The 14,745-nt window shown below is 69.8% G+C and carries 15 protein-coding genes; 6 read left to right on the top strand and 9 right to left on the bottom strand.

The window, feature by feature from the left end; translation table 11 throughout:
* Positions 1 to 81 precede the first annotated feature (81 nt).
* Entirely contained in the window at positions 82 to 483 is a 402-nt protein-coding gene (locus ACRB68_RS26635; protein WP_328594817.1) for an NUDIX hydrolase, read from the top strand.
* Between the two features lie 52 nt (positions 484 to 535).
* On the opposite strand, the gene ACRB68_RS26630 is transcribed toward ACRB68_RS26635, so the two are convergent.
* Positions 536 to 3,430: a tetratricopeptide repeat protein gene (locus ACRB68_RS26630; protein ID WP_153536920.1), complete on the bottom strand. Its 2,895-nt coding sequence runs from the start codon at positions 3,428 to 3,430 to the stop codon at positions 536 to 538.
* A 147-nt stretch (positions 3,431 to 3,577) separates the two neighbouring features.
* Here ACRB68_RS26630 and ACRB68_RS26625 point away from each other — a divergent pair, with 147 nt between their 5' ends.
* Entirely contained in the window at positions 3,578 to 3,748 is a 171-nt protein-coding gene (locus ACRB68_RS26625) for a hypothetical protein (RefSeq protein ID WP_153536918.1), read from the top strand.
* A 543-nt stretch (positions 3,749 to 4,291) separates the two neighbouring features.
* Here the strand turns inward: ACRB68_RS26625 and ACRB68_RS26620 are convergent.
* The 3 genes from ACRB68_RS26620 to ACRB68_RS26610 form a co-directional block, all read right to left on the bottom strand.
* Positions 4,292 to 4,609 carry a WhiB family transcriptional regulator gene (locus tag ACRB68_RS26620; protein ID WP_328594907.1) on the bottom strand — a complete coding sequence of 106 codons (318 nt, stop codon included), beginning with the start codon at positions 4,607 to 4,609 and terminating at the stop codon, positions 4,292 to 4,294.
* A 227-nt stretch (positions 4,610 to 4,836) separates the two neighbouring features.
* On the bottom strand, positions 4,837 to 5,334 hold the full coding sequence (locus tag ACRB68_RS26615; RefSeq protein ID WP_153536915.1) for an RNA polymerase sigma factor: 498 nt from the start codon (positions 5,332 to 5,334) through the stop codon (positions 4,837 to 4,839).
* A gap of 920 nt (positions 5,335 to 6,254) precedes the next feature.
* Positions 6,255 to 7,403: an MFS transporter gene (locus ACRB68_RS26610; protein ID WP_194293450.1), complete on the bottom strand. Its 1,149-nt coding sequence runs from the start codon at positions 7,401 to 7,403 to the stop codon at positions 6,255 to 6,257.
* Positions 7,404 to 7,450: 47 nt separating this feature from the next.
* On the opposite strand from ACRB68_RS26610, the gene ACRB68_RS41555 reads away from it, so the two are divergent.
* Positions 7,451 to 7,954, top strand: coding sequence for a CGNR zinc finger domain-containing protein (locus ACRB68_RS41555; protein ID WP_153536911.1), 504 nt, complete (start codon positions 7,451 to 7,453; stop codon positions 7,952 to 7,954).
* Positions 7,955 to 8,338: 384 nt separating this feature from the next.
* Here the strand turns inward: ACRB68_RS41555 and ACRB68_RS26600 are convergent, their stop codons facing one another.
* Together ACRB68_RS26600 and ACRB68_RS26595 are read right to left on the bottom strand one after the other, a co-directional pair.
* Positions 8,339 to 9,238: a hypothetical protein gene (locus tag ACRB68_RS26600; protein ID WP_153536909.1), complete on the bottom strand. Its 900-nt coding sequence runs from the start codon at positions 9,236 to 9,238 to the stop codon at positions 8,339 to 8,341.
* Positions 9,235 to 9,735, bottom strand: coding sequence for a SigE family RNA polymerase sigma factor (locus tag ACRB68_RS26595; protein WP_328594816.1), 501 nt, complete (start codon positions 9,733 to 9,735; stop codon positions 9,235 to 9,237). Before ACRB68_RS26595 ends, ACRB68_RS26600 begins: the two co-directional genes overlap by 4 nt.
* Before the next feature lie 270 nt (positions 9,736 to 10,005).
* Here ACRB68_RS26595 and ACRB68_RS26590 point away from each other — a divergent pair, with 270 nt between their 5' ends.
* Entirely contained in the window at positions 10,006 to 11,253 is a 1,248-nt protein-coding gene (locus ACRB68_RS26590) for a M14 family metallopeptidase (protein WP_153536907.1), read from the top strand.
* A gap of 37 nt (positions 11,254 to 11,290) precedes the next feature.
* On the opposite strand, the gene ACRB68_RS26585 is transcribed toward ACRB68_RS26590, so the two are convergent.
* The gene (locus ACRB68_RS26585; protein ID WP_153536905.1) at positions 11,291 to 11,881 is read right to left on the bottom strand and encodes a DinB family protein; all 591 of its coding nucleotides are present in this window, start codon (positions 11,879 to 11,881) and stop codon (positions 11,291 to 11,293) included.
* A 160-nt stretch (positions 11,882 to 12,041) separates the two neighbouring features.
* Here ACRB68_RS26585 and ACRB68_RS26580 point away from each other — a divergent pair, with 160 nt between their 5' ends.
* Entirely contained in the window at positions 12,042 to 12,698 is a 657-nt protein-coding gene (locus ACRB68_RS26580; protein WP_328594815.1) for a pyridoxamine 5'-phosphate oxidase family protein, read from the top strand.
* On the opposite strand, the gene ACRB68_RS26575 is transcribed toward ACRB68_RS26580, so the two are convergent.
* Together ACRB68_RS26575 and ACRB68_RS26570 are read right to left on the bottom strand one after the other, a co-directional pair.
* Positions 12,685 to 13,458, bottom strand: a complete 774-nt coding sequence (locus ACRB68_RS26575; protein ID WP_153536901.1) for an SDR family NAD(P)-dependent oxidoreductase — start codon at positions 13,456 to 13,458, stop codon at positions 12,685 to 12,687. The genes ACRB68_RS26580 and ACRB68_RS26575 overlap by 14 nt on opposite strands.
* A 103-nt stretch (positions 13,459 to 13,561) precedes the next feature.
* Positions 13,562 to 14,197: an NAD(P)-dependent oxidoreductase gene (locus tag ACRB68_RS26570; RefSeq protein WP_153536899.1), complete on the bottom strand. Its 636-nt coding sequence runs from the start codon at positions 14,195 to 14,197 to the stop codon at positions 13,562 to 13,564.
* A gap of 280 nt (positions 14,198 to 14,477) precedes the next feature.
* Here ACRB68_RS26570 and ACRB68_RS26565 point away from each other — a divergent pair, with 280 nt between their 5' ends.
* Complete coding sequence (locus tag ACRB68_RS26565) at positions 14,478 to 14,720, top strand: hypothetical protein (RefSeq protein ID WP_153536897.1); 243 nt, start codon at positions 14,478 to 14,480, stop codon at positions 14,718 to 14,720.
* Positions 14,721 to 14,745 lie beyond the last annotated feature (25 nt).

Raw genomic sequence — 14,745 nt, 5'->3', positions numbered from 1 at the left:
TCCACAACTTGTCCAGACGTCTACTACTGTCAGGTTACCGATGGAGGGGAGCACATGCCTGATCACTCTGCCCGTCACTCAGTGAGCGTCGCCGGCGTCGTTGTCGACGGCGACAAGGCCCTGCTCGTCCAGCGTCGGGACAACGCCCACTGGGAGCCGCCCGGGGGAGTCCTCGAAGTCGCCGAGACCATCACCGACGGCCTGGTCCGCGAGGTCCGCGAAGAGACGGGACTGACCGTCGAGCCCATCGCCCTGACCGGCGTCTACAAGAACATGACGCGCGGCATCGTGGCCCTCGTGTTCCGATGCCGGTCGGTCGCCGGCAACCTCCTGACGAACGATGAGGTCAAAAGCTTCCACTGGGCCACGAAGGACGAAGTCACGGCCATGCTCGACGAGGCTTACGCTGTCCGCGTCCTCGACGCCATGCAGGCCGAGCACCCCAAGATCCGCCACCACGACGGCGTGAACCTCCTCGGGTGACGAGCAGGCAGCGAGGCTAGCACCACGTTTCAGGTGTCTACTTCTAACTAGCTCATCGCTCCCGCCAGAATGCAAGGTTGTTGCGGGTGGCCAGGGTGTTTGGGTGGTCGGGGCCGAGCACGCGCAGTAGGTCGGTCAGGAGTTCTTCGAGGGCGGTGGCGGCGCCTGCGGCGTCTCCTGCCCGGCCTCGCCAGGAAGCGAGGTTGTTGCGGGTGGCCAGGGTGTCGGGGTGGTCGGGGCCGAGCACCCGTATCCGATCGGTCAGGAGTTCTTCGAGGGCGGTGGCGGCGCCTGCGGCGTCCCCTGCCCGGCCTCGCCAGGAAGCGAGGTTGTTGCGGGTGGCCAGGGTGTCGGGGTGGTCGGGGCCGAGCACCCGTATCCGATCGGTCAGGAGTTCTTCGAGGGCGGTGGCGGCGCCTACGGCGTCCCCTGCCCGGCCTCGCCAGGTTGCGAGGTTGTTGCGGGTGGCCAGGGTGTTTGGGTGGTCGGGGCCGAGCATACGCAAGACATTGGTCAGGAGTTCCTCGAATGCGGCAGCGGCGCCTGCGACGTCCCCTGCCTCGCCTCGCGAGGAAGCGAGGTTGTTGCGGGTGGCCAGGGTGTTTGGGTGGTCGGGGCCGAGCACGCGCAGTAGGTCGGTCAGGAGTTCTTCGAGGGCGGTGGCGGCGCCTGCGGCGTCTCCTGCCCGGCCTCGCCAGGTTGCGAGGTTGTTGCGGGTGGCCAGGGTGTCGGGGTGGTCGGGGCCGAGCACCCGCAGTTGGTCGGTCAGGAGTTCTTCGAGGGCGGTGGCGGCGCCTGCGGCGTCTCCTGCCTCGCCTCGCCAGGAAGCGAGGTTGTTGCGGGTGGCCAGGGTGTCGGGGTGGTCGGGGCCGAGCACCCGTATCCGATCGGTCAGGAGTTCTTCGAGGGCGGTGGCGGCGCCTGCGGCGTCTCCTGCCTCGCCTCGCCAGGAAGCGAGGTTGTTGCGGGTGGCCAGGGTGTCGGGGTGGTCGGGGCCGAGCATACGCAAGACATTGGTCAGGAGTTCCTCGAATGCGGCAGCGGCGCCTGCGGCGTCCCCTGCCCGGCCTCGCCAGGTTGCGAGGTTGTTGCGGGTGGCCAGGGTGTCGGGGTGGTCGGGGCCGAGCACCCGCAGTTGGTCGGTCAGGAGTTCTTCGAATGCGGCAGCGGCGCCTGCGGCGTCTCCTGCCTCACCTCGCCAGGAAGCGAGGCGATTGCGGGCAGCCAGGGTGTCGGGGTGGTCGGGGCCGAAGTGGCGCAGGCAAGCGATGTGCAGGTTGGCGGAGGCGGTGATGGCGGCGGCGACCTGCCCGGTTTCGCCGAGACTTGCAGCGGCCCGAAAAAGCAGGGTGTGGGCGTCAGAGCTGTAGAGGGCAGCGCCGGTGGCGTGCTGGAGGGCGGTGGTGTTGGCGCGCAGGATTTGGCCGATCTGGTCGCGTTCGATCTGCGGCCATATCTCCAGTAGGGCGCCAGCTGCGGCATGGGCGAGATCGGTAAACGTGTCTGGGTCAAGTTGGGGTTGGAGGGTGAGATTCTCGCGGGTAGCGCGCTGGACGAGCTGGTGTACGCGAACCTCGCGCTGGTCGGCGGCCCGGTCGTGATCGATCAGACTGTGCCGGTGCAGGTTCCGTAATGCGTCGTCCACCATGTCTGCATCTACCTGCGGGCTCGTGGTGTCGGAAGCGGGTACGAGTAGACGGGTGGTGAGGTAGTCCAGGGCGGGCGGGCAGGTCAGTGCGGCCTGGGGGATGCCAGCCGAGTCCAGGACGCTGATCAGTTCCAGTACCGGACGGGCGAGCCCGGTAGGTGCGGCCTGGTCGGCATGCTCGACGGACAGTTCCCAGGTCGCGGTGACAACCCGTTGGTGCCCGTCGGGCAGGTAGTCCTCGCCAGGGACGGCATGGGCCAGCAGCCGGCTGGCAATGCGTCGCCGATAGGTCGCGCAGGTGATGTCGGCGTTGTTGATGTAGGCCGTGGCCTGTGCCAGCGCCAGCGGCAGAAACCCCAGTTCCTCGGCGAGGGCATCTAGCTCGGAGGCCAGCGCATGGTCACCTAGCTTGGCGGCCAGGTAGGAGCGGGCTTCGGCTGGAGTGAAAGTGCCGATATTGACCGTGCGCCGGTCCGCCCCGGCGAGTGCCGCTTCCCGTAGCCGGGTGGTGACCAGTACTTGCCTACCCGTCTCCGAGGCCGTGGTCGGCGGCCACAAACCGTTCAGGTCCCGAGGGAGCTGCACGTCGTCCAGCACCACCAGCCACCGTTGATCAATGGTCTCAGCCCAGATCAAGAATTGTTCGGCCGCATGTTCTGGGTCATCGTGATCGGCCAGCGGTAGACCTAGGCGCTGGGCGGTGGCGGTGTAGGCGGAGACGATGTTGTCGCGGGTGGCGGCGTTCACCCACAACACGACGCCGACCCCCTGCTGGCAGGCGCGGCGGGCGTGCGCGGCGGCCAACTGGGTCTTGCCGACTCCGCCCATCCCGGCCAACACCTGGGTCAGCGCCTGGGGTTCTGGTTGGGTCAGCACCACCGTGCCGCCCTCACTGACCGCTGTCTGTACCTGTTCGGCAACCTGGCGTTCCTGGAAGCAATCGGCTGGCCGCGGGATCACCCCGACCCGGATCTGTTCCACCATCGTGCTTGGTTCGGACGGGCAGGAGGACGAACGGCTGCGGTCAGCGATCATCAGCCGATCCCACTCGTGCGTCGACAGAGGCCGCTCGTTCGCCCACTTCGCCAAAGTGGCGCCGACCTTGACCAGCTGATCCAGAACACGCGGCACCGCCGTGCCCTTCGCCCACCCGTTCACCGTTGAATACGGCACACCCGAAGCGGTCGCGAGCTTCTTCTGGGACACCTGGCCAGGTTGGCGGACGCGGGCCTGGTCCCACAGCCGTGCCAGTTCCGCCAAGACCTGGGAAGTCGAGTCCTTCGGACGGAACTCCGCCACGACGACCGCCTCCTCGCCCCCGAAAGACCGCTATCCGGATCCGGGACGGACCGACCCGGATCCCCGCCCACCAGGAGCGTAGCCCCACGGTTCCGGACCCATCCGGCATATCTGCAACATCATCGCCATCCTCGATGTCATGCAGCCATGACACACACCAACACCCCCAAGCTCCGCCCGACCACCCCCACTACGAAGCGCCGCTCCACCACCCGCCGGCTCCGCCGCACCATCGGATTCGCCCTCGCCCGCGGCGCCGCCCACGCCACCGGCACCGGCCTCATCGGCCTGCTGTTCTGGTGGATCACCCATCGCTAACTTGCGCTGCACCACGAAGTGGCCTGCACGCCTATGGGCGTGCAGGCCACTTCGTTTATCTGTTTGACTTTGAGTGTGTGGAGTTCTGCTGCATCCCTTCGATCCTGAAGTAGTGGCTGGCTTCTGCTTTTCTGTCTCAGACGGACATGATTCTGATCAAGTATAAATAGCTCTGCTAGCCATGAGATGGATCAGTGTTCCTTAGAGGGCTATCACTCATCTTTCGTACTCCCCTCGCGCCAGTCTCGTTCAATGCCCCCTCCAGGGCTCGCTGAGTTCAGCGGCAGCGCCAACTGATTTCTAAAGCACAACGTGAGCATAGGAGTCGAAGCGAGCGCGATCTGATGTCTGCGCCTCATTGGAACAGTTCCTATCGGCGATAGGACTCGATGAGGACTTGGGTCAGTTGGGCAAGTGCAGTGATCGATGTCAGGAGGGCCGGAACCACCAGCCACCACACTCGCTTCCACTTCTTGAAATTCTCCATCTCTCCTCCTTTCGTTCTTGGGCGTCGTGGCCACCCACGCCCAAGAAAAGGGGAGATCAGGCCGTGAGCCAGTCGAGAGAACTCTCTGGCTCGCGCTCGTGCTCCGCCTTGGCATATTCCACTTTGGCGCTCTTCAGTAGTTCATGCCACGAGGTGACATCAGGGCGTCGCCTCAGGAGTGCGCGCCGCTCCTGTTCGGTCATGCCACCCCAAACACCGAACTCGATCCTATTGTCCAAAGCATCGGCAAGGCATTCAGCCCTGACCGGGCAGCCTCGACAGATCAATTTTGCCCGATTCTGGGCCGCGCCTTGAACAAAGAGCGCATCCGGATCGGCGTTTCGGCAGGCAGCTCTGGCCGTCCAGTCTAGGATCCATACACTGCTTTCTGTAGGCTTTGGCTCGCTTTCTGGTGGGGTTTCTTCATCCAATGCCCCACCCGATATGATGATGAATGCACGCGAGGGATGCCGGGTGAAAAGTTCGGATTCGGCGTTGACGATCCGGCTTTCGAGGCGGCGCAGAGCTTGATCGGTGTCGTAGTCAGCGTACTGCTCGCGGAACTTCGCTGCGAAGTTCTCCAGTGGGCTCCTATCGGTGTTCATGCCTCCGCACCTCCTTCGCGGTAGTCCCCCAGGAGAGACCTCAGGCTCGATCTGGCAATGGCCAGGTGAGAGGTCACCGTTGATGGGCTGATGCCGAGATAACGGGCGATTTCGGCGGTCTCGTAGTCGAAGATGAGGGAGAGTCGGGCACATTCGGCTTGTCGTTCGGGGAGTTTGTCGATCGCCCGAGTGACGTCGAGCATGCGTAGTGAGGGCTCTATGGCGTCCGGGGCGTGGTGGTAAGCGTCAATGGAGTCGCCGTCTATGGTCGCCGAGGCGGGGGCTCGGTCGGATTTGCGGCAGTGGCTAGCGAAGGTGTCACGGAGGACTTTAAAGGCGAACGCCACCGGGTTGTCGCTCGCGAACAGGCGCTTCCTCACCCGGTAAAGGGTCAGGAAGGTTTCGCTTACGACATCCTCGGCATCCTCATGTGACAAGCCGCGCAGCCGCACGTACATGACGAATCTGACCTGGTGCTCCCGGTTGAACGCCACGAACTCCTGAGGCAGCAGGCTGCCGGAAGGTGCGATCTCATCGGTGTCCTGACATAGCGGGCTGGGTGCTAGGCCGTTCAACAGGCAGACACAGGAGGCGCGTGGGCACGCGTCGACGGCTGCAGCCAAAGCTCATCCCACCAAGATCGCTAGTTGGGGGAGCGGGTCTCTTCCATGCATGTCCCTACCTCCCGTCATGGTCACTTTTCACTCATAACGCCGCTCCTGGATGGCGCTCCGTCCAACGGATTCTCAAGATTTTTTCGAGCGGTCATCAGGTGGAGGCTGGAAGCGAGGCTCAGGTCCTGGCCTGGAGGGGGTCATCGAGCACCCTGCCAGAGCTCGGGTGCTGTAGGCCGACCTGGCCTTATCCAGTGACCTCGCCGGCAAGCCCGCTATCGAGTCACCTGAAGATCCGCAGGTATGAAGTTCAGCGCAGCAGCGATCCACGCCTCAGGCAGGCGGGCCGGTTGGTCCCCTGGATGCTGAGCTTCGCTTGCTCCGTCTGTGCTCCGTGAGACGTCTGAAGAGGATGAAAGGCGACGTGTGATGACGGGTGGCTCCGCTGCAGCTCAGAAGCGGGTTCGATGGTCCTGATCAAGGTGGGATTCGGCCCGGCTGAAAACACCCAGATCTACGAGGGCACCAACCAGATCCAGCGCATGGTCATGGCCCGCCAGCTCCTCAAGTAGGCCCCGGCCGACAGAAACGCGCCCCTTCCCGACCCCAGGGAAGGGGCGCGTTCGCGTTCGCGGTGCAGGATGATCTTCTCGGTGGACGGGGCGCCGATCAGGTGCAGCCGGCCGATCGCGCGGGTCGCGCTGTCCGCCAGGTCCTTGAGGTGGGCGCGGGCCCGTCGGGGTCGAAGATCTCGTGTCCGTCGATGACGGCCGTCCGGTGGTGAACGGTGCTCATGGTGGTCAGGCCGGCAGGGGCCGGCGGGGGCGCGCCGGGGCGACGAGCAGCGCCGCGGCGACGGTGAAGGCGAGGGTCAGGGCGAAGTAGCCCCGGTAGCCGCCGGTCGACGCGTGGATCAGGGTCGCGACCCCGAGCCCCGCGGCGGCGGACAGCTGGTGGATCACCCAGGCGGGGGCGAGCGAGCGGCCCATCCGCGCGGGGTCGAGCCCCCGCGAGAGGACGGCCATGGTCAGCGGGATCACCGGGAACGAGGAGGCGCCGAACAGCGCCGCGACGGCGATGAGCGCCCAGCGGCCCGGCACCGCCACCGCGATCAGCAGCGCGGTCCCGCGCACCGCGTACAGCACCCGCAGCAGCGTCTCCGGCGGGTACCTGCGCAGCAGCCGGACCGCGGCCGCCGAGGTCAGGCCGGCCGCGACCGCCGCGACCGCGACGAGCCGCCCGCCTCCCGCGACCGACCAGCCGGCCTCCACAGCGTGCTTGGGCAGCATCAGGATGACGACGTAGAGGGTCGCCGCGTGCAGGCCGAACGACACGAGCACGCGTCCGCGCCCCCGCAGCGGCTCCCCGCCGCGGGCGGGCGCCTTGACCGCGGCGGTATCGGCGGGCAGGAGGAGGCGGAGGGCGAGGGTGACCGCGAGGCCCGCGGCGCCGAGGACGGCGTAGGTGGCGCGGACGCCGATCGGGCCGAACAGGGCGGTGGCGGCCCAGGGCCCGAGGAGCTGGCCGAGGTTGATGCCGAGGGCGGCGCGGGCGAGGGAGGGGCCGGCCCGGTCGCCGTGCACGCGGCCGATCAGCGTGGTGACGGTGAGGCTGGAGGAGGCGGCGAAGCCGAGCCCGCCGAGCACCATGTAGGCGAGGACGAACTGCCAGGTCTCCCGCACGGCGGCGAGCGCGAGGTAGCTCGTGGAGATCAGGGCCAGCCCGCCGGCGAGGACGGCCCGCGCCCCCACCCGGTCGAGCAGCCCGCCGATCGGCCGCTGCGCGAGGCCGGTGAGCAGGGTGCTCAGCGCGGCGGCGACCGCCAGCGCGGTCGTGCTCACCCCGTACGAGGCGGCCGTCGGCGTGAAGAACACGCCCATCGAGAAGTTGAGGCCGAACGAGACCGTCATGGCGGCGAGCCCGGCCCAGGCCACGTGTTCCTTGCGCATGGACATCTCCTAACTGTCTAGCTTGCTGTGATCGGTTAACATGGGGTATGGCCATCCGACCCCTGCTCGGCGAACCCCTCCCGCTCGATCTCGTCGACACCGAGTGGCGCGAGCACGGGCAGCCGGTCGACGGCCTGGCCGGGCCCGGCGCGGTCGAGGCCTGGCTCGCCGAGCACGGCCTGCCCCCGGGCGACCCCGGTCCGCTGCTCCAGGTCCGGCGCGCGATCCGCGCCGCGCTGGAGCGCCGCGACTTCACCGCGATCGGCGAGGTGCTCGCGCACGGCCGGATCCGGCTCGGCCTGGACGCCGCGGGGCCGGTGGAGACCGTCGAGCTGGACGACCCCGGCCTGCTCCCCGCCTGGACCGTCGCGCGGGCCTTCGCCGACCTGGTCGCGTCCGCCCCGCCCGGCCGGATCCGCCACTGCGACGGGCCCGGCTGCGTCCTGTGGTTCCTCGACACCTCCCGCAACGGCCGCCGCCGCTGGTGCTCGATGGCGGCCTGCGGGAACCGCGCCAAGGCCCGCGCCTACTACTCCCGCGCGACGTCCTGACGGGCCCGCGGGTCACCGGGCGGCGGCCCCGACCAGGTCGATCTTGGCGTTGAGCGCGCTGAGCAGCAGCGCGGTGTTGTGCGAGCCGGTGCGCAGGCTGCCGGAGATCGCGAGGGTCCGGTGACCGTTCATGGCCGTTCCTTTCGGGGGGAGGAGGCGATCAGTGCCGGCGGCGGGCTCCGTGCCGACTTAACTGATCATCATCTAGTTGAAGGTTAGAAGTGCGCCGGTGATTCCCGGATTCCAAGGAATCTTGAAGTTCCGCGGTGGCGTGTCACCAACGCCAGGGCCGCCGCTGCGGGGCACCGGGGACCCATCGCGCCACGCCCGGCCGACACGAAAGCGCCCCCTCCCGGGGTCCGGGAGGGGGCGCGTCCAGGGCGGTCACACGCTGCAGAGGTAGTGCCTCGGGAGGGAGATCGTGTCGACGCACTGGGAGTTGTCGTAGAGCGAGCGGGGGGCGATCCGCGGCGCCAGGCGGTACAGGACGCCGCTCGCGCCGTAGGCGACGATTCGGGTCGGGCGGTCCGCCGAGGTGCGCATCGCGCCGCGCGACATCGCGCCGGTCGCCGTCGGGTCGGGCTCCATGCGGCCGGTGTGGGACGCCAGGAAGAAGCCGTCGCGCAGCACGGCCCGGACGGTCCGGCCGTCCGACCAGGTGACCTCGACCCGCCGCACCTCCGGCCTCGCCCGGCCGGAGACCAGGAAGACCAGGTCGTCGTGGACGGCCCGGCCGTTGCGGTACTCCACCGTCCCCGACCTCGTGGGCGCCGTCACCGAGGCGGCGGCGTCCACCCGCAGCGGGTGCCGCAGCGCCTTCGGGTCGGCCGGGCCCGCCGGATACCAGGGGATCGGCTGGGGCACCTCGGTGTTGCCGGTCTTCGGGGACGCCGCGCACAGCACCAGGTCCCGCGGGCTGCCCACGGCCGCGACGAAGAGGTCCTTGCCCAGGTGGATCCGCGCGAGCAGCCGGGCGTCGGTCGCCGCGACGGGGTCGCGCGGCACTTTCCTGCGCAGGCATCTGAGCGCGTCGGCCACCTCGTCCGGGGTGTTGGCCGGCAGCCCGTTCGAGGTGTGCAGGGCGGCCGTCCGCCCCTCGTCCTGCGGCCAGGCGAACGGCACGACCACCGCCGCGGCGGTCGCCACCGCGGCGAGCGCCGCGGCGGTGATCCGCCGCCGTCGCCTGCGGTCGTGCCGCCGCAGGACGCGCCCGGCCAGGCCGGGCACCGGCGCGGCCTGGCCGGCGAACTCGGCGAGCGCTTCCTTGAGGATGGGATCGGTCATGTCCGTCCTCCCGCGTGTTCGGATGAGGGCGCCAGCTCGCGGAGCCGGGCCAGCGCCTTGTGGGTCTGGCTGCGCACCGTGCCGACCGAGCAGCCCATGATCTGGGCGACCTCCGTCTCGGAGAGGTCCTCGAAGTAGCGCAGGACGAGCACGGCCCGCTTGCGCGCGGGCAGCGCCGCCAGGGCGTGCCGCAGCGCCAGCCGCTCGGCGACCTCGCCGCTGCGGTCGGGCTGCGCGACCTCGGGCGGCGCCGCCACCGCCGTCTCCCGCCGGGACCGGCGCCACCGGCCGACCTGCTCGTTGTACATGGCGCGGCGCACGTACGCCTCGGGCGATCCGTGCACGTGGCGCCACCGCGCGGCCGTCTTGACCAGCGCGTTCTGCAGCAGCTCCTCGGCGGCGTGCTGGTCGCCGGTCAGCGCGTAGGCGGTCCGGACGAGGACCGCGGAGCGCGACTCGACGAACCGGGTGAAGCTTTCGCGTGCTTCCTGGTTCACACCGGCCTCCCCCTTGTCTTCCGCCCCCTCAGACTTCGGGCGGGCCGCGATCTATGCCGCCGGGCGCGTTCGCTTATCGATTAGGGGCGGTGAAATTTCGGCGGCGCGCCGGACCGGCCTGGACGGCGGGCCGCCAGATGCGCTCCGAGCTGGGAGAACGGCGTTCGGGGCGGCGCCGGGCGGGCCGGCCGGTGCCCATTGCCGGGTGCCTGGCCAGGGGTCATCGTGACGGCACCACGAGCGCCTCTCCGAACGGCAGGTGTCCCTCCCATGGTGAAGCTTTCCAGACCGTTCGTCGCCGTCTTGTCGGCACTCCTCCTCGTCCTGGCGGTGACGAGCCCGGCCCGGGCCGCCGCCGCACCCGAGCCCCCGTCCCAGCGCTACCTGGTCAGCGGGCCGAAGACGCCCCAGCAGCGCAGCCAGGTCGCCCGTACCGGCGCCGCGATCGACGCCGTCCGCAAGGACGGGTCGCTGGAGGTCAGCGCCATCGCCTCCGAGCTCAAGGCGATCAAGAAGCTCGGCTACACCGTGGCGGCGCTGCCCTCGCCGCAGCCGTACCAGCGGCTGGCGACCTCGTACCACACCTTCGCCGAGATGCAGGCCGAGCTGGACGCGGTCGTCGCGGCCTACCCGCAGATCGCGCGCAAGGTCGTCATCGGCAAGTCCTACCAGGGCCGCGACATCGTCGGCGTGAAGATCAGCGACAACGTCGCGGTCGACGAGAACGAGCCCGAGACGCTCTACATCTCCAACATCCACGCCCGCGAGCGGCTCACCGCCGAGCAGACCCTGGACCTGATCGGCACCCTGACCCGGGGGTACGGCAGCAACACCCGGATCACCAACCTGGTCAACTCCCGGGAGATGTGGATCTTCCCGATGGTCAACCCGGACGGCCAGGTGTACGACATGACGTCCGACACCCAGCCGGGCCGGATGTGGCGCAAGAACCGGCAGCCCGCGCCGACCGACCTGAACCGCAACTTCCCCTACAAGTGGGGCTGCTGCGGCGGCTCGTCCGGCAACGTGTCCAGCGAGACCTACCGGGGCCCGAGCCCCGAGTCCGCGCCGGAGACCAAGGTGCTGACGAACTTCGTGCGGAGCCGGATCGTCGGCGGCGTGCAGCAGATCAAGCTGTTCCTGGACATCCACTCCGACGCCGAGATGGTGCTCTGGCCGTTCGGCTACACCTACAACGACACCGTCCCCGGCTCGATGTCCACCGACGAGGAGGCCACGCACCGCACCATCGGCCGGACGCTGGCGGCGAGCAACGGCTTCACCCCGCAGCAGTCCAGCGACCTCTACATCACCGACGGCACGACCGACGACTGGACGTGGGGCGACCAGCGCATCTTCTCGTTCACCTTCGAGCTCGGCGGCGGCAGCTTCTACCCCTCGCCGTCCCGGATCGACTCCCTGGTGGCCGGCACCCGCGACTCGCTGCTCACGCTGACCGAGTACGCCGACTGCCCCTACCGCGCGATCGGCAAGCAGGCCCAGTACTGCGCCGCCTGACGGTGCGTCCCGCCGGGGCCGGCCGGCCCCGGCGGGGTCACCCGCCGGCGGCGTCCTTCGCCGCCTGCTCCACCCGCTGCCAGTGCTCCCGCCACGCGACCTGCTCGGGCAGGTTGTCGTTGTCCTCGCGCATCCCGGCGGCCCCGTCGATGAGCTCGCGGACGATGTCGGCGTGCCCGGCGTGCCGGTGGGTCTCGGCGATCACGTGCACCAGGATCCGGTGCAGGGTCACCTCCTCGTTCCTGTCGTCCGGCCAGTGCGGGACGCGGCCGGGCGCGTCCAGCTCCAGCGCGGCGACGGTGGCGTCGGTGTGCGCCCAGGCCCGCCGGTACCCGTCGACGATCTCCGCACGCGCCTCGTCGGCGTGGGCCCACAGGTCGGCGTTGGGGTCGGTGTCCCATTCCTCCTCCCACGGCTTGGGCTCGCCGGAGGGACGGCCGAACGTCTCGCCGAAGTAGACCAGCTCGACGCTGGTGAGGTGCTTGACCAGGCCCAGCAGGTTGGTGCCGGTCGGGGTGAGGGGACGGCGCGCGTCGTACTCGGAGAGTCCGTCGAGCTTCCACAGCAGGGCGCCGCGCGCGTTCTGCAGGTAGCGCTGCAGGGCGGCCTTCGGATCCGATTCGTTCATGCCGGGAGTCTGCCCGCTGCACGGCCCGCATGGTGGATCTAGATGGTTTTCGTTGTGAGATGGTTCGATCGCAACTGTTTTCGTTGAGAAGTGGTTTCCAGGCTGCGGTAACGGTAGCGTGCTGCTGATCATTTTCAGCATGCCTCGGGGAAGGGGCGCCGTGAGCCACAGCCCGCTGCCGGAGACCGAACGCACCCGTCATCGCCGGTTGCGCGAGCAGGGGAGCCGGGACCGCGCCCAACTGGACGCCATCCTGGCCGCGGGCTTCGTCTGCCACCTCGGCGTCGTCGTCGACGGCTGCCCCATGGTCGTCCCCACCGTCTACGGCGCCGACGGGACGAACCTGTACTTCCACGGCTCCGTCGCCAGCCGCAGCCTGGTCGCCTCGCCGGACGCGCTGGTCTGCGTCACGGTCACGCACGTCGACGGCCTGGTCCTCTCGCGGTCGGTGTTCGAGCACGGCGTCAACTACCGCAGCGCGATGGTCTACGGCGTGCCCCGGCTCGTCACCGACCCGGCGGAGAAGCTCGCCGGGCTGCGCCTCCTGACCGAGCAGTCGGCGCCGGGGCAGTGGGACTACGCGCGGCGGCCCGACCGCAAGGAGCTCGCGGCGACGGCGCTGCTCGCCCTGCCCCTGGACGAGGCGTCGGTCAAGATCCGCGTGGGGCCGCCCGACGACGGCGACGGCCCGGACGCCGGCCTGGACGTCTGGGCCGGCGTCCTGCCGATGTCGGCGGTCTTCGGCGAACCGGAGGCCGACCCCGCCCTCAGGGAGGGCATCGCCCTGCCCGCCCACATCGCGGCTAGGCGGGGATGATCGGGCCGAGCCAGTTGCCGCCGCAGACGTCCAGGGTCTGGCCGGTGACGAAGGCGGCGTCCGGGCCGGCCAGGAAGCCGACCGCGCCGGCCACGTCTTCGGGCTCGCCGAGCCGGCCGAGGGCGGTGATGGCGGACAGGCCCGCCACCGCCTCGGGGGAGGCGGTGTGGCCGGCCGTCAGGTCGGTGCGGATCACGCCGGGGGCGACGGTGTTGACGGTGATGCCGCGGCGGCCGAGCTCGTTGGCCAGCGACGGCGTCATGGCGTCGAGGGCGGCCTTGGTCATCGTGTAGGCGATCTGGGTGGAGACCGCGATCCGGGTGGAGGCGACGGAGCCGATCTGCACGACGCGGCCGCCGTCGTTCAGCAGCGGCAGGGCGCGCTGCACCACCAGGAACGGGGTGCGGACGTTGACGGTGAACAGCTCGTCGAACTCGGCGGCGGTGACCCCGGCGACGGGATTGGTGGAGCCGATACCGGCGTTGTTGACCAGGATGTCCAGGCCGGCGCCGTCCAGCGCGGGGACGAGCTGCTCGAACATGCGGTCGGCGGCGTCCGCGGCGGCGAAGTCGGCCCGCACCGCGAACGCCCGGCCGCCCGCGTCCTCGATCAGCCCGACGGTCTCGTCGGCGGCGACCTTGTTGCCGCCGTAGTGGACGGCGACCCGCGCGCCGTCCGCGGCCAGCCGCAGCGCCACGGCGCGGCCGATCCCGCGCGATCCGCCGGTCACCAGCGCGGTCTTGCCCGTCAGCGTGCTCATCTCGTTCTCCCGCCCGGCGGACCCCTGCGGCCCGCCAACGAGACGACCATCGCGGTCCGCGCTGACCGCCCGCGCACCGCCCGCTGACCGCGCCCGCTGACCGCTAGTAGGCGACGGTGAAGCGGGTGCGGGAATGGCGGGGGTGCTCGGCCTCGTCGAGGACGGCGACGGCCAGGTCGGCGACGGAGATCTGCGAGACGCCCTCGGCGTCGACCAGGAGGGCGTCGGTGCCGAGGCGGTAGTGGCCGGTGCGCTCGCCCGGGAGGAGGAGCGCCGGCGGGCTCAGGTAGGTCCAGTCGACGTCGGGGACCTCGCGGGCCGCCTCGTGCTGGGCGGCGCAGGCGAGCGCGATGGGGCGGTAGGCGGGCGGCATGTACTGCGGGTCGTCCAGCACCCGCAGGCCGTTCGGCGTCGTCAGGGTGGCGGCGCCGCCCACCAGGAGCAGCCGGGTGGGGGTGCCCGCGAGGCCGGTCAGCAGGGACTTGGCGGCCGTGACCAGGTCGTGCTCGTGGCCGTCGGGCGGGCGGGTCGCGCTGACGACGAGGTCCTGGCCGGCGGCGAGCGCGGCGACGGCGGCGGGGTCGGCGGCGTCGCCCGCGCGGTGGGCGGCGGCCGGCGGCAGTTCGGCGAACCGGGCCGGGTCGCGGACCACGGCGGTGACCTGGTGGCCCCGGGACAGGGCTTCGGTGACGACCTGGGCGCCGACGCTGCCGGCGGCCCCGAACACGGTGATCTTCATGGCCCCAGCATGGCGGCCGGGTGATCTATGAGTCCAACGCATGTTCGTCATGGGAACGATCGTGATGCGCGATGGATGCGGCGGGCGCGCCGGACTGGATTACGGGCCGGCGGGAACCGGGCGTGATTCGGTCTTATATGAGGTTATTTCCCGGGGTTTATCGGTGGGGCGGCTGAGACGAATCTGCCGAGCCTCTACTGCGGTGGCCCGAACAGGTGGATAGTTGTGTCAAGGTCAGTGCATCCGTCCACCAACGGCGGGCCGATCGAACGGATATGACGTGTCAGACACCATCGAGTGGCGCACCGTGCGCGGGCCGGTGCCCGACGCCCGGGTGATCGCCGAGACCTCTCCGCGCCGTACCGTCCAGTACCAGCTGCTCGCGGCCGGGGGCCTGCGCTGGATCCGCCGGATCCGGCGGGAGCGGGGCCGCGAGATCATCGAGGAGTCGCCGCCGACGCGCGCGGCCGTCACCAACGACCGGTGGCCGCAGGTGATCGGCGAGCTGCACACCATCGTCTGACCTGGCCCGCGGCGGGATTGTCGTA

This window comes from Actinomadura macrotermitis (assembly GCF_009604375.1).
GTDB lineage: Bacteria > Actinomycetota > Actinomycetes > Streptosporangiales > Streptosporangiaceae > Spirillospora > Spirillospora macrotermitis.
The sequence above is the reverse complement of the archived record's forward strand: the minus strand, read 5'-3'. Positions and strand labels throughout refer to the sequence as shown.

What these genes read in the sequence shown, in the direction of transcription:
- ACRB68_RS26590 (WP_153536907.1), top strand. Translation starts at nt 10,006, where the DNA reads ATGGTGAAGCTTTCCAGACCGTTCGTCGCCGTCTTGTCGGCACTCCTC.
- ACRB68_RS41555 (WP_153536911.1), top strand. Translation starts at nt 7,451, where the DNA reads ATGGCCATCCGACCCCTGCTCGGCGAACCCCTCCCGCTCGATCTCGTC.
- ACRB68_RS26600 (WP_153536909.1), bottom strand. Translation starts at nt 9,238, where the DNA reads ATGACCGATCCCATCCTCAAGGAAGCGCTCGCCGAGTTCGCCGGCCAG.
- ACRB68_RS26625 (WP_153536918.1), top strand. Translation starts at nt 3,578, where the DNA reads ATGACACACACCAACACCCCCAAGCTCCGCCCGACCACCCCCACTACG.
- ACRB68_RS26585 (WP_153536905.1), bottom strand. Translation starts at nt 11,881, where the DNA reads ATGAACGAATCGGATCCGAAGGCCGCCCTGCAGCGCTACCTGCAGAAC.
- ACRB68_RS26610 (WP_194293450.1), bottom strand. Translation starts at nt 7,403, where the DNA reads ATGCGCAAGGAACACGTGGCCTGGGCCGGGCTCGCCGCCATGACGGTC.
- ACRB68_RS26575 (WP_153536901.1), bottom strand. Translation starts at nt 13,458, where the DNA reads ATGAGCACGCTGACGGGCAAGACCGCGCTGGTGACCGGCGGATCGCGC.
- ACRB68_RS26570 (WP_153536899.1), bottom strand. Translation starts at nt 14,197, where the DNA reads ATGAAGATCACCGTGTTCGGGGCCGCCGGCAGCGTCGGCGCCCAGGTC.